Origin of the sequence: Gorillibacterium timonense, assembly GCF_001457415.1 — a bacterium.
GTDB classification, from domain to species: domain Bacteria; phylum Bacillota; class Bacilli; order Paenibacillales; family NBRC-103111; genus Gorillibacterium; species Gorillibacterium timonense.
In genome coordinates this window covers 125,430-148,351 of sequence record NZ_LN881722.1, presented here as the reverse complement: position 1 = coordinate 148,351, position 22,922 = coordinate 125,430, and the positions used below count along the sequence as shown (strand labels likewise).

Sequence of the window (22,922 nt, the reverse complement as noted above, 5' to 3'; positions counted from 1 at the left end):
TCAGTTTTTTATTTCGTCTTCATCGCTGTCGAACCCGCTGATCTCGAGGATTTCGGCGGACAACCGGGCGATCTCCCCGGCAAGCAGCAAGCCGAGAATCGCTTCCGTCGGCGTGCCGTGTTTGTCGATGAGCTCCTTCGAGGACCAATCTGGAATGAGGCATGCCTTCTGGATGACCAAGGCTCCAAATTGCTCTTCATCCAGCAGTTTTTCCCGCTTCGGGCCCTTGCCGGTATAATGGGTGCACTGCTCCTGGATGCGGTGGATGGTCTTGCCGTCCAAAGCCTGGATCTGAAAATCAACGCCCAGCCGTTTCATCCGTACATCCTTCTTGGGCTTGCTCTCCACGCTGAGGAGCGCCTGCAGCACGCTGCTTTGTCTCGTGTCGATCACTTCTCGTTCATCTCCTTATCAGTTGAATCGTTCGCGCCTACTTCCACGGAAGACCGAAAACCGGCATTATTCTTCGATCAGTTTATCCAACAGCTCATACCCGGTGAAGGTGAAGGGAAGCTCTTCCTCGACGATAGAGCCCACTTCAAAATGCATGAGCGGAATCTTATCGAAGGTTACCCCCTTAAGCCGCACTCGGTAAGCGCCATAGGATTCGGGGTCCTCCAGCTTCAGGATCAATTCGGTGATGAACGTCCCCTGCCCATCATCCGCGATTTTGCCAATGAGCTCGACGAATTCGGAAGTGACCTTATAACCGGAGATGGTTCCGGTTCCGCTCAGCCCGGTTACTTTATGCGCTGTCCAGCGGGTACCGGCACGCCTGATTTCTTCCTTCGTAATCTCCACATTCGCTTCGGCCGACTTGATATTGGTCAACCATTTTCCGTCGTGATACACGTATCCATAAGTTCCATTGATAACACGGGTTGAATCCAGCACCGTGATCCCTCCTTATATGTTGGCTAGTTACACTCGAACGGTCAGGAAGATGCGCTCCATGCTGTCGGTCTCCGTAAAGCCGATCAGCAAGTACACGCTGTCCCCTTCGGACTTGCGCTCCGGATCCAAGGTGACGACGATGTCCGTCAGCACATGGTTTAGCTCCAACCGCTCCAGGTAGGCTTTTACCGCTGAGATCAAAGCTGCCTGCCCATCGGCACTATTATCCAGCTTCCCTATGTAAGCTTCCGCAGCCGTTCTAGGAATGTCGGTCGAAATCGCTTGGCGCGCCCGGATCGCCCGAATTTTCTTCTTACTCGTGACGAGCCCTTGCTCGACCTTCACTTTCTCTCCGTCGTGAACGAGCAGCAGCGAGCCCTTCTGAAGAGCGGCCGCAATCTCGCTGTTCTTCAACCGCTTCCCAACATCCGTAGCCTGCACCGGAGCATACGTAATGGATTTGTTGATTCCCGTGCCTGCGATGAGACCTGCGATATACGGCGCATACTTACCTGAGCTGTAAGGGCTGCCGTTCACATGAGCGCCGGTGATCAGGTTGACGATATAATCGTCCGCCAGTTGGGTGGTGCGTTCATTGCCGATCGCCGGGTCCTGATCATCGGCGTTCGATCCGCCGAAGACGGCCAGAAAATGCTTTCCCTCTTGACGGTTGCGTACAACCCATGCTTTCGTATTGGCGCGCTCCTCCGCGGAAATCTCTTCCGGGAACACAAAGACGTTAAACGAGCGAGACTCGAACGCTTCCCGGATCTCTTCAAAGGACTCCGCCTCTACGTCGCTCGAGACGGTATAAGCCAGCACTTCCTTGGCTCCTCCTTGCAGAGCGAATCGAATCGGACCGACTCGGTCCAGGCCGAACAGCTTGGCGGCCTCCGATTCCTTCTCAATCGTGAAGAATTTCCCCGCTTCTGCGCTTCCGTATTGGAAGAGCGGCAACGCCACTGTTCCCCTTGCTCCTCCCTTGATCTGTGCTGCAGCTGCCTCCACAAAATTGATATACAGACCCGGTCGGGCCGGTAAAGCTGTCGGATCCCATGTTCCACCCATTGATTGATGACGCCACCTTTCAGTTTGGATTGGCGCGCAGTTCTACGCGCTTCATTTTCACATGCACCGGGGTTGCAACGGCCTCGCGGAGCTGCGTCTTCACAGTCCCGCTGCATTTCATAAGCCCGCTCTCCAGCTTCTCCACCGCATCGAGCGTGAAGGACTCGATTTGCAGGGGCTTCGCCGCAGCCGCAGCCGTAGCCGTAGCACCTGTGGGAATTGCTCCCATTCCATTCATGACGTACCGGCCAAATGACTCCATGGCCGTGATCGCCTGCTCCGCATTCCCTCCGTAGGCAATGATCGTATACTGCCGTTCCGCTGCGGTTTGACTTCGGGACTCCATGCGGCGAAGCTCCTGCTTCACAAGTACGACAAATTCATTCCGAGCCGGAAGCTCTGGCTCCTGAAAGCGATGGATCACCGCATCCGGGAACATCTCGCGTATGGAGTCTGCGATTCGTTGAACTTCCTCGACTAGCGACAAGACGCATCACGCCTTCCCGCCGGTCCCATAACCGCCTTATGCTGTTCCCCCAATCCATCCCCTTCTTCCTCATGAATCTGCGGCTTTGTTTGTTCGCTGCGCCTTTCGAGCTGCCGCATTTCGGATTATAGGCCTGCGACAGGAACGCCGAACAGGATGAACTTTCTTCACCCAGGGGGGTGAAAAGAATTCATCCTGTTCGAGAAACGGTAAATTTTGTTATACTCGGATTACTTGTAAGGTTCTTGATATCGCTGGGTGAGGCAGGTGTACATACATGGCGCGTATCCGAATTATGCTTGTGGAGGACGATCCCTTCTGGCGAGAGCATATCAGTGCCGATCTGGCGAGCGAGCCCGATATTGAGGTGATCACGGCTGTCGCCACCAAAGAAGCTGCGGTCGAAGCGGCGTCAGCGTCCGAGATCGACATCGTGTTGATGGATATCAACCTCACCGAGAATCAATTGGACGGCCTGGAGGCCGCGGAGCAGCTCCTTCGCATGCCCTTGCCAAAGCCTCCGAAGGTCATCATGCTAACCTCTCTTACGGAAAGCGAGGTCGTGATGAAATCCTTCCGACTCGGCGCCGTGAATTATATCAACAAGTCCAGCTACCGGGACATTGTGCACGCCATTCGTGAAGCATACGACAACCGGGCGGCCATTCATGCCGATGCCGCCCGGATCATGCGGAGCGAAGTCCAGCTGATGGAGCTGTCGCCCATGGAGCGGGAAGTGTATGATCTGCGCCGGAACGGACTAAGCAAACGAGAAATCTCCGAACGGCTGCACAAATCGACGAATACGATCAAGAGCCAGCTGCGAAGCATCAAGAACAAGCTGACCCATTTCAAGACGGATTGAGCGGATCGAGCCGTTTGCTCTCGCGGGAAAACGTCAAGCTGGGCACGCGGGCTTTGAATCTTTTTACAGGGAAGTGCAGGACCATCGTCGTTCCTTTGCCAGGCACGCTCTCGGCGACGGCCAGTCTGCCCCCGTGCTTGGACATGACACTGTTGCAGTAGGAAAGCCCCAATCCATAATTGAGTGTGTTCTTCTTCGTGGTGAAGAAAGGCTCGACGATTTTGGCCAAGTGTTCAGGGGGAATGCCTTCCCCGTTATCTTTGACCTCCACTCGGAATTCTCTTCGGGTCGCCGTCGTCAGAAGCTCGATGGTCCCGCCACCGTGCGGAAGAGCATCCATGGCGTTGCGGATTAGATTCGACAGGGTTTCCCTGATATGCACCGGATCGCATTTCAACACCCCTTCCGCCTCATAGCGGACGAAAATCGATAGTGGCCCCTCCTCCATAAGCGTTCGAGACGAAGCAATGACGGGATCGATGATCTCGCGGACCTCGTTCTCGCTCTCATCCAGAACGACATCCTCCGCCTTCTCTTTAATCCGGTTCACCATATGATGCAGATGAGCGGTTAGCCCGTGCACCTTCTCCAGCGAATGAATCGCTTTCTCCGATTGTCCGGTATGAATCAGAGTTATGCTTTTTTCCGCCAAGTAGTCGATTTTTTGAATCTCATTCTTGATCGAATGATTTAAGATCGCCACGCCCATGGTCAACGTCCGGATGGAATAATCAATGCGTTCGCGTTCGATGCGCAGCTTGACCCCAAGAAATCCGTAGCGGACGATGAAGAACAGGATGGCGTACACCGCTCCCAGAATCGCGATGAAATTGCTCTGCCACATCCCATTGCTCTGCAGGTCGAACGACCACCAGCCCAGCTTCAGGGAATCGAAGCCGACATAATCGGAAGCATAGGCCCAGACCATGATGACCGGAAAGAGAAGGACCTGCCTCCTGCTGGTTCGTCTAAGCTCATTCTTTTCACGAAAATTGGCCAAGCCGTAGAAAAAACAGCCCAGCGCGACATACAAGCCGTCCCACCAGCGGAAAAGGGCCACATGAAAGGAGTTCCAGGGCTCCAAGATCAAATGTTGGGCCAAAAGCGCGACCGTTCCCAAAAAAAGCAGGATGGACAGCAGCTGCTTGCGCCGTACGGAGATCGTCTCATTTAGCCATAACCCGCCCATGGAGAAGACGTAAGGGAGAAGATAGAAGTGAATGTGCATGGCGATGACAGTGAGTCCGTACAGCAAAAAGCTCACGGGAACCGGCATCCAATCCGTTCCGATCAAGGGGATGAGGGTCAAGTGCATCGCGAACGCGAAACTGGCGAATCCGCCCAAGAACAACGTCAACCCAATCCATAGAGTCGTTCTCGTTCGGTGGAATAAGACGAACAAGCCCAAGGACCATAACGATACAAACATAAGGATGTACAAATACTTCATTGTGACCTATCTCCTTGACAATAGAGATCGAATCATAATTTTCTACTATTTTCCTATTTTTGTCAATGCCCTATGTCCTCTGGAAAAAGAAAAAAACATAACAGGATGCCAGCGCTAGGCACCCTGTTATGTTTACGACGGAAGCGGGAATATCATTACTCTTCAATTTGAGCCCGGACGCGATTACGTTAAAAGATGCCCGCCTTCCACATGCAGAACGGTACCGGTGACGAATCCGTTCTGAAGCAGATAGAGCACGCTGTGTGCCACATCCTCCGCTCGGCCTACCCGTTTCACGGGAAGCTTGCTTGCGACGCCTTCGTAGAAGCTTCGGCGCGCTTCCTCCGGCATCCCGATGCGAGAAGGCGTATCGATGATTCCGGGCGAAACGACGTTCACCCGAAGGGGAGCTAGCTCCAGCGCCAAGGTTTGGCCGAGGCTCGCTACGGCCGCATTGACTGCTCCGAGCGCGGAGGAACCGACCATCGCTTTGTAGGCGACAACGCCGGCAAACAGCGTGATGGACCCGTTTGGAGAGAGCTTCGGCGCGCCATATTTGGCTGCGTAGTATTGGCCCCAAAACTTGTTCTCGAACAGCTCACGGACCTTCGCTGTATCCGTCTCAAGAAACCCTCCCCCCGATGTTGCCGCCGCAGTTACCACCAGATGATCGAAGGAACCGATGGTATCGAAAAAGGACTTCACCTGCTGCTCCTGAGTTGTATCCAGCTGGTAAGTTTCGACTTTCGCACCCAGTTTCTCTTTCGCCTTGCGCAATTTGTCTTCCGAGCGGCTCGCGATCACTATTTCCGCCCCTTGTGCTAACGCCCCTCTGGCCGTTTCCAGACCGATTCCGGAGCTTCCTCCGATGATCACGATTCGTTGACCTTGCAGCATGTGGATTCCTCCCAACGGATTGTTTTGTTGTATACGAACTTTTCAAAGCAAGTGTACCTCCATGAATTCCTTATTGGAAGTAGTGATATTTAATTCATATAATTACCGAAAAGTAACTATTGCGCCATTCTTCATCAATACGCACAAAAAAAACCGACTCCACCCCATCGGGCGAGTACGGTCTTCTTCTCATTCTGCGGTTACAAGTCAAGGCCAAATCGTTTTAGTTCGATGAAAATCCCCTTCAAGCGTTTCCCCTTGTCCGTTAACGTATATTCCACGCGCGGAGGAACTTCCGGATAAACCGTCCTCTCCACGATCTCATGATTCTCCAGCTCCTTTAACCGAAGCGACAAGGTCTTCGGGCTGATCCCCTCCATCGACTTCAACAAGTCGCTGAAGCGCATCGTCCCTTCCATCAGCAGGTCGCGAATAATCAAAAAGGTCCACTTTGTTCCGATCACGTCGAGCGTTTTGGCAATGGGACAAGGCTCGCCCGGGGTACCCTTGGTCAGTTCGATCGGTTCCGCATCATTCACGGCAGCTTCCTCCCGAAAAATAGGCTCATTGCTCCCATCTTATCACAAACGGATTCTAAGGAGCAGGGAAATGGAAAATAGCGCAGCTTCCGCCGCCCCTGACCCCTTCCATCGTCAAATTATTGGCTAGGAGTCGGGTTTGAGGACACGCGCCAGTACGCTGTCAGCCCTAATCGTGTGGATAGGAATCGGCGTACTAACTCGATTCTTGAAACTTCCTTTTGACATCAACCGTTATATAGGTGCACCTACTATTATCTGGGAGTGGTCTTGATGAGGAAGGTCAGACAAGGATTCATGGTATTGCTTATGGCAAGCTTGGTTGTGATCGGTTGGATAGGAGCGTCCCCTGCAGCTCTTGCGGCAGGCCAAGCCAAAACATCCCCGCCCCCGCCGTCGTTCCAACTCTACTCTTCCTACAGTGGGTATACGTATCTTCTATCCTCTTCACGGACCATCAAAGATAATAAGAATCAGACCATCGATATCACGCCGGTGACTCAGGCTAAGTCGACGGTGGCAGTCATCGGAGCGAAAATCCAGTTTCAAGAATGGTCCGGCGCCTCCTGGGTGAATGTCAATTCGCAGATCGATCTGTCCAGCACAAACGCGAGCTACTTTCAAAAGACAGCGACAAAAGCGGCGCGTGCGGGCTATTATTATCGCGCTTGCGTGACCCATTATGTGATCAAATCGGGAGTGACGGAGCTGGCGATGGAATACACGGACTCCATACTCGTTTCTTAGTGCACCCTCAACTCTCCGATCACAAGCAGCAAAAAAGCGTACGGCCTTCCTAAGCGGGAAAGCTGTACGCTTCGTTGTATCTGTCTAGGCCTACTCCTCACTCTGTCGATCCCGCCATGCGCAGGATCGTCTCCTTTTCCACATTGCCAACGAAGGACACATACAACCCACCCGCGAGCATCTCCAAGCTGCTTGAGCCATCCTTGGTCCAAAACAAATAGGCTTCATTCCCTTTAATCTGCGTCGATTGGAAGGTTCCATCGGCCTCTCTGTAGTCGGAGGACAGCTTCTCCCCTTCCTCCAACTTCCGGAAGGTAACCGTGACGATCTTGCTGCTCGGCCCTGAATAGAAGAATACAGCGGTAGTTCCTCCTTTTCCGGTATCCCCATGGGGAAAGATGACCATAACCCGGTCGAGTTGAAACCCTTCGGGCACTTGCGGCATCAGGGGGAGCGGGTATGGAAAGGAAGCGGAAGCCTCTGCCCAAGATGGATATTCCTTTTGAACCGTCTCGCCGGAATCGACATCCTCTCCGGGAACGACGGAGGCGACCGGATTTCCCGAAGGCGGGGGCGATGTCAGCGGGATCCCCTCCTGTTCCACCTTCGTTCCGAACACAACATGAACAGCCCCCTCTTGGATATTCTTTATCGATTGATACAAGGGAGTGAACGCTTTGGTAGCAGCGGGAGTCCCAAAGATGACAGCGCCGAGAAGAAAGGAAGCCGCCGCATAAGGGAGCCTCCTCAACCGATTCCGCCTCTTCCGCTTGCGGCTAAGCCGAGCCTCGACCTTCCTCCAGGACTCGTCCGGATCCGGAAGCCATTCGCGATTTTGCACGGCTTCCTCGAATGCCGCATCAAACTGCTTGTCAAATGGATCTTCGTTCATCGTTCTCCTCCCCCCATTCGGGTTTCAACCGCTTCTTTACCGCTTCTCTGGCTCGGTACAGCTTGTATTTGACGACTTCTTCGGTGATCTCGAGCTCTGCGGCGATCTCCTTGTAGCTCAGTTCCCTTTTCCAGCGCAATTCGATGAGCACCCGATACTCCGGCTTCAGTCTCGTCAGGCATTCCTCGACGGCCTCCGCCAGCGCCTTCAGCTCAATCTGCTGCTCGGTCGATCGGATCTCCGTCGCGTGAGCAGCGCTGTCGCTAATATAAACACTTTCCGCATCGACTTCGTTGCGTCTGATTTTGGCTTTTCGCAAATAATTATACGTCATATTCTTCACAACCACGCGGACCCATGCCCACAGTCGGCTCTCGTCGTCAATGGAAGGAAGATGCTGAACGACCTTTAAGAAGGAATCCTGCAGGATATCCTCCGTCAACGCATGATCATTCACCATATAAAGAACCGTCCGGTAAAAGGTCCGGTAAAATTCCTGATAGATTTCCTTTTGGTAGACGGGGCTTACCATATCGAATTTCGTATGGACCAAGAGCCGCAGCTTGCTTTCCATCTGCTTATGAAGCCTCCCCCTGGGAAAGAAACCACTTGAGATACAGATATATCCAAGTTCACTCTATGCATTATAACAAAAAAACAAACCTCCCGGATGAGGAGATTTGTCATGGTTCATGCTACTCATATCGTTATTGAGGGCGGTTCGCCGACAGAGTTTTTTTGGTAATCCAAGCCCCAGTCAAACATGGACTGGATGATGGGTTTCATCGAGTAGCCCAGCTCCGTCAATTCGTATTCCACACGGGGCGGAACCTCCGCGTATACCGTGCGTTTTACAACACCGTCTTGTTCAAGCTCCCGAAGCTGCAAAGTCAACGTGCGGTGGGTGACATTGTCCATCAACCGCTTCAGCTCATTGAACCGCTTCTTCCCGCCAAGCAATCGGTAGAGGATGATCCCCTTCCACTTGCCGCTCATGATGTTCAGCGTAGTTTCCACCGGACAACGGGCATGGGGGCAATCGGGACTCATGGCTTGCTCGCTCATTCTCTTCACTCCCCTAAGGATAAAAAAGATACCTAAGTAATGATAAGTATATTATGTACCATTAATGTGCGTACTTCAATAGTTGATCCTATCAGGTTATACTGAGTTCAAATCCACAAGAAAGCAGGTTGTCCGATATGACCGTTACGACCGATACCCGCAAGCAGATTCTCGATGCCTTTCAGTTCCGCCATGCCACGAAGCAATTCGATTCCTCGAAGACTGTTTCCGATGAAGATTTTGCCGTGATCCTTGAAGCCGGCCGGCTGTCTCCGAGCTCTTACGGCTTCGAGCCTTGGAAGTTCCTTGTCCTCGAAAGCCAGGAGCTGAAGGAAAAGCTCTGGCCCGTTGCCTGGGGAGCTCAGAACAGCTTGAAGGGGGCCAACCGGTTCGTCATTGTGCTCGCGCGTAAAAAAGCCGATACGCTGTACAGCTCGGATTACATCACCCGGATCATGACGGAGGTTCAAGGCATTCCCACCGAATATGCCGAGCAGAAACGGGCGTCCTTCGAAGCCTTTCAGAAAAAGGATTTTGACCTCCTGGAAAGCGACCGGGCGCTGTTCGACTGGGCCAGCAAGCAGACCTACATCGCCCTCGGCAACATGCTGACGGCCGCAGCGCTGCTCGGCATCGACTCGTGCCCGATCGAAGGCTTCAACAAGGCCGCCGTTGAAGAGATCCTGGTAAACGAAGGTATTCTCGATCCCGAGCATTTTGGAGTCTCCGTGATGGCCGGCTTCGGGTACCGGGCTGTTGAACCTTATCCGAAGACGCGGCAATCCCTTCAAGAGGTCGTCCAATACTTGAAATAAGCGAGCACGTCTCGAAGGATAACTCCCATGATCCAATTCCAAAAACGACCTCAGCATCCACGGTGAAGTGGAGGATGAGGTCGTTTTTTGCAGCCAAAATCCTATACAATGCGGGGGAATCAAAACCAAAATTGATTCTAGGACAGCCTCTCATGCTTCGTACATTGTGAACTCAACAACCGTGGTTTCAGCCCCCTATCCCTGGCAATCGAGACAGGCTGCTATCCGCATGCTTTAGGGATAACCACGCACTCGTCGATCTTTCCAGTTAGGCGTTCAGCTTCTGTCCGCAGTTCGAGCAGAAATTGGCGCCTTCGTTCTTCGTGCCGCAGTTTGGACAGAAGTTCGCTTTCTTTGCGCCTGCATTCGGAGCTTGCGCTTGTGCATTCCCCGGCGTGTTCATGTTGTTCAACATTTCCTTGGCGATGTTCATGCCCATCATCATCCCAGCCATGTCTGCAGCAGCTCCACCGCCCTTCACGTTGCCGGAAGCGATGCCGTCGGTCATGGATACCTGCTGGTACTTTTGCAGATTGCCGATCATCTCGTGGGACGCGGTCTTCGTGATCATATCCTGAATTTCCTGCGGATAGTTGAAGCTCATCACCTGGAAGCCCGTGATCGTCATGCCGTTATCCATCACCTGCATATCCAGGTCCTCCTGAATGCCCCGCGCAATGTCATGGGCGTTCGCCTGCAGGTTGAACATGTCCTTGCCTTCGCGGCTGATCCACTTCATGAGCAGTTGATCGAGCACGGAGGTGATGCGGATTTTGACATCCTCGACCAGATAGCTCTCCTTCACTCCGGCGATCTTGTCGATGAGCGTGACGTAGTCGTTCACCTTGAACGTGAAGGTCCCGTTGGCCCGGATGGGCATGCCCCCCGGAAGCTGCGGAGAGGGAATGAGAATCGGGCTTTGGGTCCCCCAGCGGACGGTGAATTCCTTTGTATTCACGAACAGGACCTCAACCCGCATGCCGCTATTGAAGCCGAATTTGAACCCCTTTAGCGTGGACAGAAAAGGGATGATCTCTGACTCGATGTTGTAGTCCCCATCATCCTGAAAGATCCCTTCCACTTTGCCGTTGTTCACGAAGATGGCATCCTGCCCCGGACGGATGATCAGCTTGCTGCCCTTCTTGATCTCGCGATTGCTCCACTTCCAGAAGATCATGTCCTCCCGGAATTCCTCCCATTCCACTACATTGGAAAACTGGTTTTTGAAGAACACCATCTTAAATCCCTTCCTTTCTTGTTTCATGATTTTCTTGCCTTGGAAGCCTTAAAACGATCCCTTGCTGCCGCTGTGCGAATGGCCTCCGGCGGAAACTCCGCCTCCGCCTCCACCGCCCGAGCCTCCGCCGTTGTTTTTCTCGATTTTGCGCTTGGTCACGGTTGTGCGGATGTATTGATCGTGTCGCTCCAGAATGCCCGATTCGCCCGAATTCTCATAGGTTCTTCCATTGACGGTGATCCGCCCGCCGGATCGGTAAGCCATAATGCCCACGACGATGCCGCCGATGATGACGGCTCCCCCCAGCTGGACCCAAATCGAGAATAGCGGGTTATCCGGATTTACTCCCGGACGTATACCCAGATAGTTGTAGGAGGCTTCGATATATTTCTCAAAAGCCTGTGCATAATCTCCGCTCGATAACTGCGGAGTGATCTTCTCGCGAATGCGGTCCGCTCTCCCGTCATCCACATAGGTTTCAGCTTTGCCGAAGCCCGCTACATAGACCTTCCGATTCCGCATGTCCATGACCAGCATGACCGCATTGCCGTGCGGCTTGTCATAGCCCGGGGCGTTCTCGTCATAGAAATCCTCGGTGAGCTTGATCACATCGAGATTCGTCGCATTCTCGGACGTGATGATCAGAATGTCGGTATCGCGCTTCGCTCCAAGCTTGTTAGCCAAGTCATTCAGCTCTTGCTGTTCCTCTGTGCTGAGCAACCCCGCTTCGTCGTAGATCATCTTCTTCTGCTCCGCCGCAGCGGCCGCACCGAAGGGGAGAACGAGCATAACAAGGAGCGGGAACAAGAGCGCAAGAATCAGGTGCCGTCGTCTCATCACCAGAATCCCCCTCCCATCATCCAGGATACCGTCTTGAGGAGAAGGAACGAAACTCCGGCGATGCTTCCAAACCAGGCGGCCACCTTCATGGCGCTGATCGGAGGCTTGCCCACCACCTTGCCCGTCTGCCCGTTCATCGCAAAGGTATGCTCCAGCTTGTCATAATCGTACTGAACGACCCACACGGGAAGCAGCGCATAATGGGCATGCTGGACGGCGGTGTTGACCTGCTTGGAGGTGAACTGAACCGATGTGTAGCCTCCAACCGTGGACTGAATGTAGGAATCGATATACGGCTCGATCTTCTCCTTCACGCGGGGAACGAGCTCCTCGTCGGTATAGCTGTATTTATCGGCATGGAAGCCGGCAAGATACGGCGAGCGAAAGTCCTTCAATTGCTCATAGGGGTACGGCTCCAGCCGATCCATCAGCTTGTCGCTCATCTTCTCCGCGGCGTCGATCGGAACGCGTTCGTAATCAAGACGAATCTTCCGATAGACCTCGTAATGCTCGGTCTCCGTAATCTGATAATCGCCTCTCGTATAGGTTCTTACCTTGGTCGCATGAGCTTGCACCTCGATCCGGTTGTCCAGATCGTACAACCAAAACGGCACATAAACGCCCGAGATCGACTTGATCCGGTCCGCCGTCATAAACCCGGCGGGAGTCAGTCGCCCATTCCGGCACCATTTCTTAAAGGCTGCCACTGCTTCTTCCTTGCCGATCCGAAAAGGAATGACGAGCGCAGGCTTCAATGAACCGCGCAATCGGTCTCCAAGCACCACCGCCGCACCGCAAAAGCTGCATACCGTGGCCGTCGTCACTTCATCTGCTTCAATGACGCCGCCACAGCTCGTGCAATGGTAGTCCGACTCCCTCTCCGTCGCTGCCGCAGCCCTTTCCTCGAGCGGCTCCGGCAGCGTCTCGATTTGGTCCGTCCGGCCGCAGCCCGGACAGGCCAGAGTACCCGACTTGCTGTCAAAGATCATTCCGCTCCCACAGTTCGGGCATTTGAACTCAATGACCCGCATTTCCCCACCTCGCTGCACCCAATTTCCTTCTAGTACGCTGTCAACTCAAAAACGATGGTTTCCGCACCACTTCCCATATCGATTGACGCCACTTCGTATCCACACGATTAAAGTTGACAGCGTACTCGAGCGTGTTCGAAAACCCATTGTACCGTTGAATAGCGCGTTGAGAAATCGCCTAGCAGAGCCTCCCTGGCTCCAAACAGGCGAGACGACTTGGCCGAATCAACCGAATACCAGGTTTGCAAACACTGTCTAAATCAACATCCCATCGTATTCATACGAGTAAGGTCGGCCGCCTATTCGTTCTTGCGCGCTTCCCTGTCCGTCGACGATTCACGGTCCAACCGTTCGAGCTCCTCGTCCAGGTCGTCCTTCCGGCCCGCGCGAAGCTCCGCAATCGCCATCGCTTCGTCGTACTCGAAGTTCACCTTATCCTCTAGCTCCTTGAGACGGGAGTCTGCGTTCCCCATCGGCGAGCCTATCGCATTCCGCTCCCGCTGGACTTTGGCGGCTGCCGCCTTCCCCTTCAGCTTCTCGAGCCGTTCCGTAAGAGAGCCAATATCGGTCGAGAGCTTGTCGTGCAGTTGCTTCATATTCGCGGCGTTCTCCGCCGCCTGATCATAAGCCGCCTGAAGCTCGCGTTCTTTGGCCTCCGCCGTTTCCTTGCGTTCGAGGAAGCGGCGGGCTTCTTCCGCCCGTCCTTCAGCCGCGGACTTGTCCGCATATCTCTGCAGCTTTGCCGTCTCCGCCCGGCATTCATCCAGCACTCTCCTGGCCCGCTGTTCATCGGCCAACACCGAGGCTGTCTCCGCCTTCACCTGCCCGAGGTCGCCAGTCAGCGAGCGCAGATAAGCCGCGATCTCCTTCTCCGGATCGTTCACCTTGTCCAATGCTGCGTTTACGTTGCTCGCCATGATCGCCTTGAATCTCGCCAGAATTCCCATGTCGGGCACCCCTTTCCAGATGATCGCCTGTTCCTTTTATAATACTTGAAAACAGGCCAAAAAGATTCATTATTCGTGAAAATCGCGGTCAATCGGCACCGATTAGAAATTGACTAACGTGAAATTCCTGACGTTGGCAAGTTCACAGGAACAGGATATCGTGGATGAAATGAGTCTTTCCCCTTGCTTACGCTCCCATTTGAGACAACGAGAAATAACCCTGATTTGACTCTAGCGGAAGCGGCAGCTGTTAATTAGCTCAAAATGGCACCCTAATCATTCTAATGGAACTGGACGCAGCTATTTGACCTCCTGCAGAGTAAATAGCGGCGATTGATCCCAATTAGCTGCGTATATCTCCGTTAGAATTTCAAACTCTACTTATCGCCTATTTAGCGGCCATGGTAGCCGTTAGAAAAACAAAAGGGTGGAATCCACCTGGTCATTTCTATATGGTCATTTTTATATGGTCATTTTTATCTGGCCGTTTCCGACTACTTATTGCCAGCGGAGCGCCCAGTTCTCAATTTCCGTCAATGCGCGCTTCAAGTCCGCACCTTTTTCCGTCAGGCTGTACTCCACGGAGACCGGCACCGTCGGGTAGACTTTTCGATCGACAATCCCATTCGCCACCAGACGCTTAAGCGCGTTCGTTAAGGATTGCGTGGTGACGACCGCAACATCGCGATGCAGTTGCTTGAACCGCTTCGGCCCGTCCTCCAGCTTGGTGATGATAAGAACCGACCATTTGGTTCCGAGCACATCCAAATACGGCCACGCCTGCTTGCATTCATCCTTCATGGCGCATCTCCCTCCAATTTTCTTTGGATAAACCGTTCCATTCACTTAGCCGAGTAGTACGCTATCAGCCTTAATCGTGAGGCTACAAAACGGCGTTAATGGGCATAAAAACGGATGCCGAAACCATGGTTTGAGCCGTCAGCGTATCCGGTCAAATCATTTTGACTACTTACATTAGTATAGCAACTTGATTATAATAATATCAAGATAAAAGAAAGGGAGCCCTCTCTTATGGAAACAAATCAGAACCGTCGACTGGAATTTGGCTTATATACACTCGGGGATCATTTACCGAACCCGGCTACCGGTGAACGAATACCCGCACAGCAGCGCCTTAAGGAGATCATTGACATGGCAAAGCTGGCGGAACAAGCCGGTATCGATTTCTTCAGCGTCGGCGAAAGCCATCAGGATTTCTTTACCACCCAAGCGCATACGGTCGTACTAGCGGCCATCGCCCAAGCCACCACGACCATGAGGATCGGCAGCGCCTCCACCATCATCAGCACGCTCGACCCTGTTCGGGTCTATGAGGATTTCGCCACCCTCGATCTCCTGTCGGGAGGACGAGTGGAGCTTGTTGCCGGACGCGCCTCGCGGGTAGGCGTCTACAAGCTGCTCGGCTACGACTTGAACGATTATGAGGAATTGTTTGAGGAGAAGTTCGACTTGCTGCTGAAATTGAATCGGCAGGAGACGGTTTCCTGGAGCGGTAAATTCCGCGCCCCGCTGATGCAGGCCCGGGTGCTTCCCCGCCCTCTGAACGGCTCTATCCCGATATGGCGGGCGGTAGGCGGGACTCCCGCCAGTGCGATGAAGGCCGGCTATGCAGGCGTTCCGATGTTTTTGGCTCATTTAGGAGGCCCGGCCTCTTCCTTCAAGCATTCGATCGACGCCTATCGGGAAGCGGCTTCGCTCGGAGGTTTTGATCCCTCGCAGTTGCCGGTGACGACGGCTGGCTTTTTCTACGCGGCCGAAACCACACAGCAGGCTCTGAGGGAATACTACCCGCACATCAATGAAGGGATGAAGCAAACGAACGGCCGCGGATTTCCGAAGCAGCTCTTCGCACAAGGTGCCGACAAGCGAGACATTATAAATGTCGGCAGCCCTCAGGAGATCATCGAAAAGCTGCTGTATCAGCATGAGCTGTTCGGAAATCAGCGATATATCGCCCAATTGGATTTCGGAGGCGTCCCCTTTGAGAAGATCATGAAGAACATCGACGTGATCGGTTCCGAGATCATTCCCGCCCTGCACAAGTACACAAACCCCACGAATCCCACAAATCTGAAGGAGGTATAACGATGAAGATCACCCTGCTATCCGGGTCGATCGTCGGCTCGAAGACAACCGCCGCCTTGCTTGTAACCCGCCAGTACCTGCAGGAGCAGTTCCCGAATGAGGATATCCAATTGATCGATCTGGCCGACTACACGATCCAATTCAGCGACGGCCGCAACTATCTGGAGTATGAGGGAGACACTGGCTATGTGGCAGCGGAGTTGATGAATTCCGATGTCATCGTCATCGGGACTCCCATTTTTCAGGCTTCCTTGCCGGGGAGTCTCAAAAACATCTTTGACCTGCTGCCGCAGCAGGCCTTCCTTGGCAAGGTAGTCGGCATCCTGGCAACGGCCGGCTCCAGTCGGCACTATCTTGTACCGGAGCAGCAGCTCAAGCCGATCTTGTCCTACATGAAGGCCCAGATTGTTCAGACCTATGTCTATATCGAGGAAAAGGATTTTCGGCAAAAGGAAATCATCAACGACGACATTCTGTTTCGACTGCGTCGTCTGGCTGATGATCTGAAAGCCACCACAGAAGCCTTTCAAGCCATTCAAGCCGAAAAAGAAGCCGAGTATGGCTTCTGAGTTCGGGCTTCGGAGTTGCTGGGCTGCCGAGCTTCTGAGCCAAGTGCCTCGCTGCCCTCCTGTGAATCGAGAAGCCTATCTTCGCCGCAACGGGAGCGCGCGTTGCTAAAAGCAAAAAGGCCCGCAGATCGGAGTTCCGATCACTGCGGGCCTTTCCTATTCGCTCCTAGAATTCCTCATAAACCGCTGGGTCTTGATTCCAGAGCCGACCGGAGTTCAAGCTGCTGATGACTTGCATCTCATCCGCCGTCAGCTCAAAGTCGAAGATGCGGAGATTATCCAACTGATGCTCGGTCGAAGAGGCTTTCGGAATCGGAAGAGCGCCGAGCTGCACATGCCAGCGCAGAATGATCTGCGAGATCGACTTGTCGTGCGCCTCCGCGATGGAGCCGATCCGCGGGTCCTCCAGCAGGCGGCTCGCGCGTCCGAGCGGGCTCCAGGATTCCGTCACGATTCCCTGCTCCGCGTGGTAACGGCGCATCTCCTCCTGATTGAAGAAGGGATGCAGCTCGATCTGGTTGAGGCTCGGCTTCACGCCGGTTTCCTTGACCAGACGGTCAATATGCTCGGGCAGGAAATTGCAGACGCCGATCGAGCGGATGTAGCCCCGTTTGCGAGCCTCGATCATCGCCTGCCAAGCTTCGACATAAAGGTCTACACGCGGATTCGGCCAATGGATCAGGTAGAGGTCGTAATAATCGAGGCCACCCCGGTAGAGGGATTCCTGGATCGTATTCAAGGCCTCCGCATAAGCGTGATGCCTTCCCGGCAGCTTGGAGCAGACGATCAGCTCTTCGCGAGGCACTAGCGTTTGACGGACAACTTCACCCACTGCTCCCTCATTCTCGTAGTTGAAAGCGGAATCGAGCAGCCGGTAACCGAGATCGATCGCCTTCTTCATGCCTTCGACGCCTTCTGCTCCATTCATTTTGTAGGTTCCGAAGCCGATTCCGGGGATTTTAACGCCATCGTTCAGGATGACTTCTGGGATGTTCTCAGCCATTGGATTTCTCTCCTTTGTCTCTATGGTCTGTATCCCATTATACCACCATTGTCCAATTCCCATTGCCGCCCGCAACTGGAAGCCTGCCGAACACCCGACCGATTCATTCCATTGGATGCCACGATTCTTTGCTGCAAACAGCACAGACAACGGCTTAAACGACGAGGAAATCGGCTTGCAAGCCTTCCGCAGAATGAGGGCCGACCCAAACGGTAAATTTGCCCGGTTCCACCGTGAACTCGAGCTTCTCATCCAGCATGCCGAGTTCCGTTGCGGTCAGCGTGAAGTCCACCTCAGCGGACTCGCCTGGCTGCAGGAACAGCTTCCGGTAGCCCTTCAATTCCTTGACCGGACGTGTCGTGCTGCCGACCATATCCCGGATATAAAGCTGCGCCGTTTCTTCTCCGGCCCGTGTGCCGGTGTTGGTGATTCTGGCGCTTACCTTGATTTCGCCATCTGCCTGGATGCTGGTGCGATCCAGCGACAGGTCGCTGTAGGCGAAGGTGGTATAGCTGAGTCCGAATCCGAACGGGTACAGCTCGTTGTCATCGCAATCGAGGTAATCCTCATACAGATTCGGCCGGCCTGTGCTTTTGCGGTTGTAGTAAATCGGGACCTGACCGGTCGCACGGGGGAATGTAACCGGCAGTCGGCCACTCGGGTTGTATGCACCGGTCAATACGTCGAGGATCCCCCCGCCGCCCATCGTTCCGGGATGCCAGGCTTCGACGATCGCATCGGCGTTCTCCTGTACCCACTCGATGGCCAGCGGACGGCCGTTCATCAAGACGACGACGACCGGCGTGTTCGTGCGGCTCTTGATTTCCCGGATTACCCGTTCCTGGCATTCCGGCAGATTGATCACCGTCCGGTTGTAATGCTCGCCGGTCATATCTTCGCTTTCGCCCACGGCGACAATGGCAATATCGCATTGCTCAGCCAACGCTACAGCACGCTCCAGTCCGCCTTCCAGTTCTTCCTTGACCTCGCTGCCTTTTTCATAGAAAATCTCCGCATGCGGAGCCAGCTCCGCGGTAAAGGCATCCCGAACCGTCTGTACATCTTCTTCTCTGCCCTTGTGAGACCAGCAGCCCATCGTATGATGATGGTCGTCCGCAAGCGGTCCGATCAACGCGATCTTCCGATGCTTCGTAAAGTCCAGAGGAAGAATACCCGGGTTGTTTTTCAGCAGGACAACCGACTGACTGGCACTGAGCCGCGCCTGCTGCAAATGCTCGGGAGCCAAAATCAGCTTCTCGTGTTGATGGACATCGGTATAAGGGTTCTCAAACAAGCCCAAGGCATATTTGATGGTCAAGACCCGCAGAACCGCCTCATCCAGAAGCTTCAGCATGTCCGGCCGTTCTTCGATGATCGAAGCCAAATGCTCCTGGTAGACGCCGGAATGCATGTCCATATCGACACCGGCCCGCATGCCTTTCATGGCTGCGTCGCGACGATCCTCCGCATAACCGTGATAGATCACTTCCTCAATCGATTCCCAGTCGCTGACGGTAATGCCCTCAAAGCCCCATTCGTTCCTCAGGATGTCCCGCAGCAAAAAGACATTACTGGAAGCGGGAACGCCGCTCACCTCGTTAAAAGCGGTCATGACCGACATCGCGCCAGCCTGAATTCCCGCAAGGAACGGCGGCAGGATATGCTCGCGCAGCGTCCGCTCGGACATATCGGTGGTGTCGTAATCCCGTCCGCCTTCAACCCAGCCGTAACCGGCAAAATGCTTTACACAGGCAGCGACCGTCGGATACCCTTCGGCATTCGCTTGCTGAAACCCTTTCACTCTGGCCACAGCGGCAAGGGAGCCGAGGTACACATCTTCGCCCGCTCCTTCCGCGATCCGACCCCAACGCGCTTCTCGGGTCACATCGACCATCGGCGCAAAAGTCCAGCGGATGCCTTCCGATGCAGCTTCGACGGCGGCAATCCGCGCATTGTTCTCCATCGCCTCCAAATTCCAGCTGGCCGCCTCGGCGAGCGGGATCGGGAAGATCGTTCGATAGCCATGGATGACGTCATCGCCGATCAACAGCGGAATACCCAGCCGAGTTTTCTCTACGGCAAGCTTCTGCAGCTCGTTGATCCTCTCTGCCCCATAGACATTCAACATCGAGCCCACACGTCCGGCTGCAATCAATTCCACTCGGCGGTCATCGTAGCGCCCGTATTGCACGGTTTGTCCGATTTTTTCTTCCAACGTCATGATTTTCAGCAGTTCTTCCGCTCGTTTTCTTGCCTGTTCCATCTGCTAGCTCCTCCTCGGATCGTTATCCCTTCACTCCAGCTGCCGAAATCCCTTCGATGTACTGCCGTTGGAACAAGAAGAAGAAGATAATAATCGGCAGTGTGGATAACAGAACCCCAGCCATAATCAAAGGCGTATTCTCAAAAAACATATCCTTCACGCTGTTCAACCCGACCACGAGCACATACATCTCCGGTTTGTTGGTCAAGGTGCTCGGGATCAAATAACTGTTCCAGGTCCCTGCGAACGAGAGGATCGCCGTCGTAATCAGGGAGGAGCGGGCCAGCGGATACACGATTCGCCAGAAAGCGCCCATCTTGGTCAGGCCGTCAATCCGCGCCGCCTCGATAAACTCACCTGGCACCGAGATAAAGAACTGCCGAAGCATGAAAATGTACAAGCTTTGGAACAGGAACGGTACGGTCAAGCCTTGAAACGTATTGAGCCAACCCAAATGCGCTTCATTCACATAGACGGGGATAAGGACAATTTGGCTTGGAACCATCATCGTACCCACGACAATCCAGTAAATGAGCTTCTTTCCGCGAAAATCCAACTTCGCCAAGGAAAAACCGACCATCGGATTGATGATCAAGTTGCCGATGACGACGATCGACGTCATCACAACGGTGTTCAGAAACCAACGCGGCACATTATAGGCTTCATTGGTAAAGTACATCTTGTAATTGTTGAACGACCATTCGGTAAGTGGAGCTATACGATTCACAAAACGCATGGGGACGAACGAAGTGTATATCGTGTAGATAAAAGGAAGGGCAAATAGTAAACCCAGCGCAATCACAAGGATGTAAAGTAACGTTTGGTTGGCGGCTTTGCGGGCTCTCATAGGCTCACTCCTTCTCATCCAGTACTATTTTTTGCAGGAAGGTAATCAGCATAATGATCAGGAAGAACAGGACAACCGCCGCGCTTCCGTACCCGATATTCATATAACGAATGCCGTGCTGATAAAAATAGGTGACGACCGTATCCGTTGCTCCGGCCGGAGACCCGAGCGTCCCATACCGCGATATAGCGGCGATCTGATCGTAGATTTGGAACCCGCCGATCGTAGACACGGACACGATAAAGAACGTGATCGGTTTCAAATAAGGGACCGTGATATAGCGGAATTTATTCCATCCGGAAGCTCCATCGATCTCCCCCGCCTCATACAAATCGCTGGGCACTTCCTGAAGCCCCGACAAATATACGATCATGGTAAATCCGCATTGTTGGAAAATGAACAAAACACAAACGAACAACAGGGCATACCGCGTGTCGGCATACCAAGTCACATCGCCAAATCCGAACTTCCCAAAGAATTGCGTGAGAAAGGTTCCTTTTTTGAACAGCATCATAAAGACGGTCGTGATCGCGATTTGAGAAGTGATGTAGGGAAGGAAAAACACGGTACGGAAAATGCCTTTTCCTTTGATTTTTTGGTTAACAAGCAGCGCGATAAGCAAGCCCAGCAGGGTTTGAATCGGCACGGACACGAGCACGATCTCCAACGAATGAAGCACGGCCCGGAAGAACGCCTTATCCTGAAGAATATTTATATAATTGTCCAGGCCAATAAAACGCGCCTGATCCAAAGCTGCAAAATTGGCATCCTGGAAGCTTTGGATAAAGGACTGAGCGAATGGGTAAAGAAACCACCAAGCCCATAAAATCAAAAACGGCAGCGAAAGAATCCAGCCCAGCGTCAGGTCGGTGTCGAGCAGCCGCCGAAACCAGGACGGCATGATGCTCCTCGGGCGAACTTCGGCCGTTTTCTCGTTGTAATTGGACATAGACTTACCTCCAGTTGCATGTTTTTCAGCCGCGAAAGCCGCCGTTTCACAAAAAAGCTTCCCGCTTCCTCGGCTCATGCCGGGAAGCGGGGAGCAAACCATCTGCGGTACGCGTTAAACGAGGGTCAGTTATTTAAACTGACTTTGGACGTCGTCCAGAATTTGCTGAGCCGTCTTTCCGGATTTTCCGAGAATCAGCTCTTCCAATTGCCGGGTCAATTCATCGGTAAAGCGCTTGGTATCCGTCGGATATCCAAAGTCGGTGCTGTATTCGAGCGCAGGCTTAATCGCTGCAAACTCAGGATTCTTATCGAAGAATTGATCCGAAAGCGAGGCAACTGCCGGGTTATATCCAAGATCCATGAAGGATGTCTCGATGGTATCGTTTGTCAGATAATAGGCCGCTTGCAGAGCTGCTTCTTTGTTCTTGGCGTCTTTCAAGACGATATAGGCATCCGAGCTGGTGGTGCTTCCATTCACCGTGCCCTTCGGAATCGGCAAAGCGACATATTTCAAGTCCGGATTGGCATCCTTCAGATACCCTTTGTACCAATAACCGCCCGTACTCATCGCTCCTTGACTGTTGCTAAACACTTCTCCGTCCCAGCCAAAGCCCAGAGACTTCGGAGTTACCGCAATTCCTTCTTTGTACATATCGATAATAAATTGCAGCGCTTGTACGTTTTCAGGAGAATTGATGGTCTTGCCATTGCCCCAGTCACCGCCGAAGCTCTTGATGTAGTTCGTGATATGAAAGGCATCCAAAGGAGCGATAATTCCGTACGTCTTGTCCGTGGTCAGCTTCTTTGCCGCTGCCTCGACCTCTTCCCACGTTTTCGGATACTCGCCTAATCCCTTCTCTTCCCACATCGTTTGGTTGACGAAGAACATGGCCGGCATCACACTGTTCGGAATCCCGTACTGCTTCCCGTTCACCTTCCAAATGTTCTTGGAGGTTTCCGTAAAGCGAGTCATATCTACGCCTGTCGAAGTAATCAGATCATCCAACGAGGTGAACAAGCCTTTATCGATATACTCGTAAGCCCCTTCATTGGATGTCTTGATAAAATCAGGCGCTACGCCGGCAGCAATTTCACCCGGCAGCGTGTTCCAGAAATCCCCGGCACTTGGATACTGTTTGATCTTAAGCTCAAGATTCGGGTATTCCGTGGAGATCGTTTTCGCTGCGTCCTGATAAACCTGCAAGTCCTGGGCGGTTCCCCAGAACCCCATGCTTACCGTAACTTTTTTACCGCTTGCAGCATTGTCTGTGCCGCTGCCCGCTTCCTTATCCGACTTGCTGCTGCCGCAAGCGGCGAGTGAAAGCACAAGTACGCTGCTCAGCACCAACCCGGTCATCTTCTTAAACCTGCTCATCTCTAATCCCCCTGCTTCGTATGAAGTGCTTGCC

25 protein-coding genes are annotated in these 22,922 nt (G+C 53.3%); 5 read left to right on the top strand and 20 right to left on the bottom strand.

What is annotated here, in order from left to right; genetic code table 11:
• From BN2684_RS05265 to BN2684_RS05250, 4 genes are all read right to left on the bottom strand, one after another.
• Complete coding sequence (locus BN2684_RS05265) at positions 1-393, bottom strand: phage tail assembly chaperone (protein WP_058301133.1); 393 nt, start codon at positions 391-393, stop codon at positions 1-3.
• Positions 394-459: 66 nt separating this feature from the next.
• Positions 460-894 (bottom strand): phage tail tube protein, encoded by a 435-nt coding sequence (locus BN2684_RS05260; protein WP_058301132.1) that lies wholly within the window; start codon positions 892-894, stop codon positions 460-462.
• A 27-nt stretch (positions 895-921) separates the two neighbouring features.
• The gene (locus tag BN2684_RS05255) at positions 922-1,962 is read right to left on the bottom strand and encodes a phage tail sheath subtilisin-like domain-containing protein (RefSeq protein ID WP_058301131.1); all 1,041 of its coding nucleotides are present in this window, start codon (positions 1,960-1,962) and stop codon (positions 922-924) included.
• 19 nt (positions 1,963-1,981) lie between these two features.
• Positions 1,982-2,449 carry a hypothetical protein gene (locus BN2684_RS05250; RefSeq protein ID WP_148449893.1) on the bottom strand — a complete coding sequence of 156 codons (468 nt, stop codon included), beginning with the start codon at positions 2,447-2,449 and terminating at the stop codon, positions 1,982-1,984.
• 277 nt (positions 2,450-2,726) lie between these two features.
• Here BN2684_RS05250 and BN2684_RS05245 point away from each other — a divergent pair, with 277 nt between their 5' ends.
• A complete protein-coding gene (locus tag BN2684_RS05245) occupies positions 2,727-3,314 on the top strand; it encodes a response regulator transcription factor (protein ID WP_058301129.1) in 588 nt (195 codons plus the stop codon).
• Here the strand turns inward: BN2684_RS05245 and BN2684_RS05240 are convergent.
• The 3 genes from BN2684_RS05240 to BN2684_RS05230 all read right to left on the bottom strand — a co-directional run bounded on the left by BN2684_RS05240 (position 3,301) and on the right by BN2684_RS05230 (position 6,200).
• Entirely contained in the window at positions 3,301-4,764 is a 1,464-nt protein-coding gene (locus BN2684_RS05240; RefSeq protein WP_058301128.1) for a sensor histidine kinase, read from the bottom strand. The genes BN2684_RS05245 and BN2684_RS05240 overlap by 14 nt on opposite strands.
• A gap of 183 nt (positions 4,765-4,947) precedes the next feature.
• On the bottom strand, positions 4,948-5,661 hold the full coding sequence (locus BN2684_RS05235) for an SDR family oxidoreductase (protein ID WP_058301127.1): 714 nt from the start codon (positions 5,659-5,661) through the stop codon (positions 4,948-4,950).
• A gap of 200 nt (positions 5,662-5,861) precedes the next feature.
• Positions 5,862-6,200 (bottom strand): winged helix-turn-helix transcriptional regulator, encoded by a 339-nt coding sequence (locus BN2684_RS05230; RefSeq protein ID WP_058301126.1) that lies wholly within the window; start codon positions 6,198-6,200, stop codon positions 5,862-5,864.
• A 273-nt stretch (positions 6,201-6,473) separates the two neighbouring features.
• Between BN2684_RS05230 and BN2684_RS05225 the strand changes: the two genes are divergently transcribed.
• Positions 6,474-6,947, top strand: coding sequence for a hypothetical protein (locus BN2684_RS05225; RefSeq protein WP_058301125.1), 474 nt, complete (start codon positions 6,474-6,476; stop codon positions 6,945-6,947).
• A gap of 97 nt (positions 6,948-7,044) precedes the next feature.
• On the opposite strand, the gene BN2684_RS05220 is transcribed toward BN2684_RS05225, so the two are convergent.
• The 3 genes from BN2684_RS05220 to BN2684_RS05210 form a co-directional block, all read right to left on the bottom strand.
• A complete protein-coding gene (locus tag BN2684_RS05220) occupies positions 7,045-7,839 on the bottom strand; it encodes a DUF4367 domain-containing protein (protein ID WP_058301124.1) in 795 nt (264 codons plus the stop codon).
• Positions 7,820-8,413 (bottom strand): RNA polymerase sigma factor, encoded by a 594-nt coding sequence (locus BN2684_RS05215; RefSeq protein WP_058301123.1) that lies wholly within the window; start codon positions 8,411-8,413, stop codon positions 7,820-7,822. The genes BN2684_RS05220 and BN2684_RS05215 overlap by 20 nt, the downstream gene beginning before the upstream one ends.
• Positions 8,414-8,538: 125 nt before the next feature.
• Positions 8,539-8,904 (bottom strand): winged helix-turn-helix transcriptional regulator, encoded by a 366-nt coding sequence (locus BN2684_RS05210; protein ID WP_058301122.1) that lies wholly within the window; start codon positions 8,902-8,904, stop codon positions 8,539-8,541.
• Positions 8,905-9,041: 137 nt separating this feature from the next.
• Between BN2684_RS05210 and BN2684_RS05205 the strand changes: the two genes are divergently transcribed.
• Entirely contained in the window at positions 9,042-9,719 is a 678-nt protein-coding gene (locus BN2684_RS05205; protein ID WP_058301121.1) for an NAD(P)H-dependent oxidoreductase, read from the top strand.
• A 268-nt stretch (positions 9,720-9,987) separates the two neighbouring features.
• Here the strand turns inward: BN2684_RS05205 and BN2684_RS05200 are convergent, their stop codons facing one another.
• The 5 genes from BN2684_RS05200 to BN2684_RS05180 all read right to left on the bottom strand — a co-directional run bounded on the left by BN2684_RS05200 (position 9,988) and on the right by BN2684_RS05180 (position 14,575).
• Entirely contained in the window at positions 9,988-10,956 is a 969-nt protein-coding gene (locus BN2684_RS05200) for an SPFH domain-containing protein (protein WP_058301120.1), read from the bottom strand.
• Between the two features lie 48 nt (positions 10,957-11,004).
• Positions 11,005-11,793 (bottom strand): TPM domain-containing protein, encoded by a 789-nt coding sequence (locus BN2684_RS05195; protein ID WP_058301119.1) that lies wholly within the window; start codon positions 11,791-11,793, stop codon positions 11,005-11,007.
• A complete protein-coding gene (locus tag BN2684_RS05190; RefSeq protein WP_058301118.1) occupies positions 11,793-12,827 on the bottom strand; it encodes a TFIIB-type zinc ribbon-containing protein in 1,035 nt (344 codons plus the stop codon). The genes BN2684_RS05195 and BN2684_RS05190 overlap by 1 nt, the downstream gene beginning before the upstream one ends.
• A 299-nt stretch (positions 12,828-13,126) precedes the next feature.
• The gene (locus BN2684_RS05185; protein ID WP_058301117.1) at positions 13,127-13,774 is read right to left on the bottom strand and encodes a PspA/IM30 family protein; all 648 of its coding nucleotides are present in this window, start codon (positions 13,772-13,774) and stop codon (positions 13,127-13,129) included.
• Positions 13,775-14,272: 498 nt separating this feature from the next.
• Positions 14,273-14,575, bottom strand: a complete 303-nt coding sequence (locus BN2684_RS05180; protein ID WP_058301116.1) for a winged helix-turn-helix transcriptional regulator — start codon at positions 14,573-14,575, stop codon at positions 14,273-14,275.
• Between the two features lie 231 nt (positions 14,576-14,806).
• On the opposite strand from BN2684_RS05180, the gene BN2684_RS05175 reads away from it, so the two are divergent.
• Positions 14,807-15,880, top strand: coding sequence for an LLM class flavin-dependent oxidoreductase (locus BN2684_RS05175; protein WP_058301115.1), 1,074 nt, complete (start codon positions 14,807-14,809; stop codon positions 15,878-15,880).
• A 2-nt stretch (positions 15,881-15,882) separates the two neighbouring features.
• Positions 15,883-16,449, top strand: coding sequence for an NADPH-dependent FMN reductase (locus tag BN2684_RS05170; protein WP_058301114.1), 567 nt, complete (start codon positions 15,883-15,885; stop codon positions 16,447-16,449).
• 166 nt (positions 16,450-16,615) lie between these two features.
• On the opposite strand, the gene BN2684_RS05165 is transcribed toward BN2684_RS05170, so the two are convergent.
• The 5 genes from BN2684_RS05165 to BN2684_RS05145 form a co-directional block, all read right to left on the bottom strand.
• Entirely contained in the window at positions 16,616-17,452 is an 837-nt protein-coding gene (locus BN2684_RS05165; protein ID WP_058301113.1) for an aldo/keto reductase, read from the bottom strand.
• A gap of 154 nt (positions 17,453-17,606) precedes the next feature.
• On the bottom strand, positions 17,607-19,715 hold the full coding sequence (locus tag BN2684_RS05160; protein WP_058301112.1) for a glycoside hydrolase family 3 N-terminal domain-containing protein: 2,109 nt from the start codon (positions 19,713-19,715) through the stop codon (positions 17,607-17,609).
• Between the two features lie 22 nt (positions 19,716-19,737).
• Complete coding sequence (locus BN2684_RS05155; protein WP_058301111.1) at positions 19,738-20,562, bottom strand: carbohydrate ABC transporter permease; 825 nt, start codon at positions 20,560-20,562, stop codon at positions 19,738-19,740.
• 4 nt (positions 20,563-20,566) lie between these two features.
• The gene (locus tag BN2684_RS05150) at positions 20,567-21,511 is read right to left on the bottom strand and encodes a carbohydrate ABC transporter permease (RefSeq protein WP_058301110.1); all 945 of its coding nucleotides are present in this window, start codon (positions 21,509-21,511) and stop codon (positions 20,567-20,569) included.
• Positions 21,512-21,640: 129 nt separating this feature from the next.
• Positions 21,641-22,888 carry an ABC transporter substrate-binding protein gene (locus BN2684_RS05145; RefSeq protein WP_058301109.1) on the bottom strand — a complete coding sequence of 416 codons (1,248 nt, stop codon included), beginning with the start codon at positions 22,886-22,888 and terminating at the stop codon, positions 21,641-21,643.
• Positions 22,889-22,922 lie beyond the last annotated feature (34 nt).

Coding starts and splice junctions, on each gene's coding strand:
- BN2684_RS05235 (WP_058301127.1), bottom strand. CDS start 5,661: ATGCTGCAAGGTCAACGAATCGTGATCATCGGAGGAAGCTCCGGAATC.
- BN2684_RS05225 (WP_058301125.1), top strand. CDS start 6,474: ATGAGGAAGGTCAGACAAGGATTCATGGTATTGCTTATGGCAAGCTTG.
- BN2684_RS05215 (WP_058301123.1), bottom strand. CDS start 8,413: ATGGAAAGCAAGCTGCGGCTCTTGGTCCATACGAAATTCGATATGGTA.
- BN2684_RS05255 (WP_058301131.1), bottom strand. CDS start 1,962: ATGGGTGGAACATGGGATCCGACAGCTTTACCGGCCCGACCGGGTCTG.
- BN2684_RS05245 (WP_058301129.1), top strand. CDS start 2,727: ATGGCGCGTATCCGAATTATGCTTGTGGAGGACGATCCCTTCTGGCGA.
- BN2684_RS05170 (WP_058301114.1), top strand. CDS start 15,883: ATGAAGATCACCCTGCTATCCGGGTCGATCGTCGGCTCGAAGACAACC.
- BN2684_RS05195 (WP_058301119.1), bottom strand. CDS start 11,793: ATGAGACGACGGCACCTGATTCTTGCGCTCTTGTTCCCGCTCCTTGTT.
- BN2684_RS05185 (WP_058301117.1), bottom strand. CDS start 13,774: ATGGGAATTCTGGCGAGATTCAAGGCGATCATGGCGAGCAACGTAAAC.
- BN2684_RS05190 (WP_058301118.1), bottom strand. CDS start 12,827: ATGCGGGTCATTGAGTTCAAATGCCCGAACTGTGGGAGCGGAATGATC.
- BN2684_RS05180 (WP_058301116.1), bottom strand. CDS start 14,575: ATGAAGGATGAATGCAAGCAGGCGTGGCCGTATTTGGATGTGCTCGGA.
- BN2684_RS05240 (WP_058301128.1), bottom strand. CDS start 4,764: ATGAAGTATTTGTACATCCTTATGTTTGTATCGTTATGGTCCTTGGGC.
- BN2684_RS05205 (WP_058301121.1), top strand. CDS start 9,042: ATGACCGTTACGACCGATACCCGCAAGCAGATTCTCGATGCCTTTCAG.
- BN2684_RS05145 (WP_058301109.1), bottom strand. CDS start 22,888: ATGAGCAGGTTTAAGAAGATGACCGGGTTGGTGCTGAGCAGCGTACTT.
- BN2684_RS05175 (WP_058301115.1), top strand. CDS start 14,807: ATGGAAACAAATCAGAACCGTCGACTGGAATTTGGCTTATATACACTC.
- BN2684_RS05210 (WP_058301122.1), bottom strand. CDS start 8,904: ATGAGCGAGCAAGCCATGAGTCCCGATTGCCCCCATGCCCGTTGTCCG.
- BN2684_RS05150 (WP_058301110.1), bottom strand. CDS start 21,511: ATGTCCAATTACAACGAGAAAACGGCCGAAGTTCGCCCGAGGAGCATC.
- BN2684_RS05160 (WP_058301112.1), bottom strand. CDS start 19,715: ATGGAACAGGCAAGAAAACGAGCGGAAGAACTGCTGAAAATCATGACG.
- BN2684_RS05200 (WP_058301120.1), bottom strand. CDS start 10,956: ATGGTGTTCTTCAAAAACCAGTTTTCCAATGTAGTGGAATGGGAGGAA.
- BN2684_RS05220 (WP_058301124.1), bottom strand. CDS start 7,839: ATGAACGAAGATCCATTTGACAAGCAGTTTGATGCGGCATTCGAGGAA.
- BN2684_RS05155 (WP_058301111.1), bottom strand. CDS start 20,562: ATGAGAGCCCGCAAAGCCGCCAACCAAACGTTACTTTACATCCTTGTG.
- BN2684_RS05165 (WP_058301113.1), bottom strand. CDS start 17,452: ATGGCTGAGAACATCCCAGAAGTCATCCTGAACGATGGCGTTAAAATC.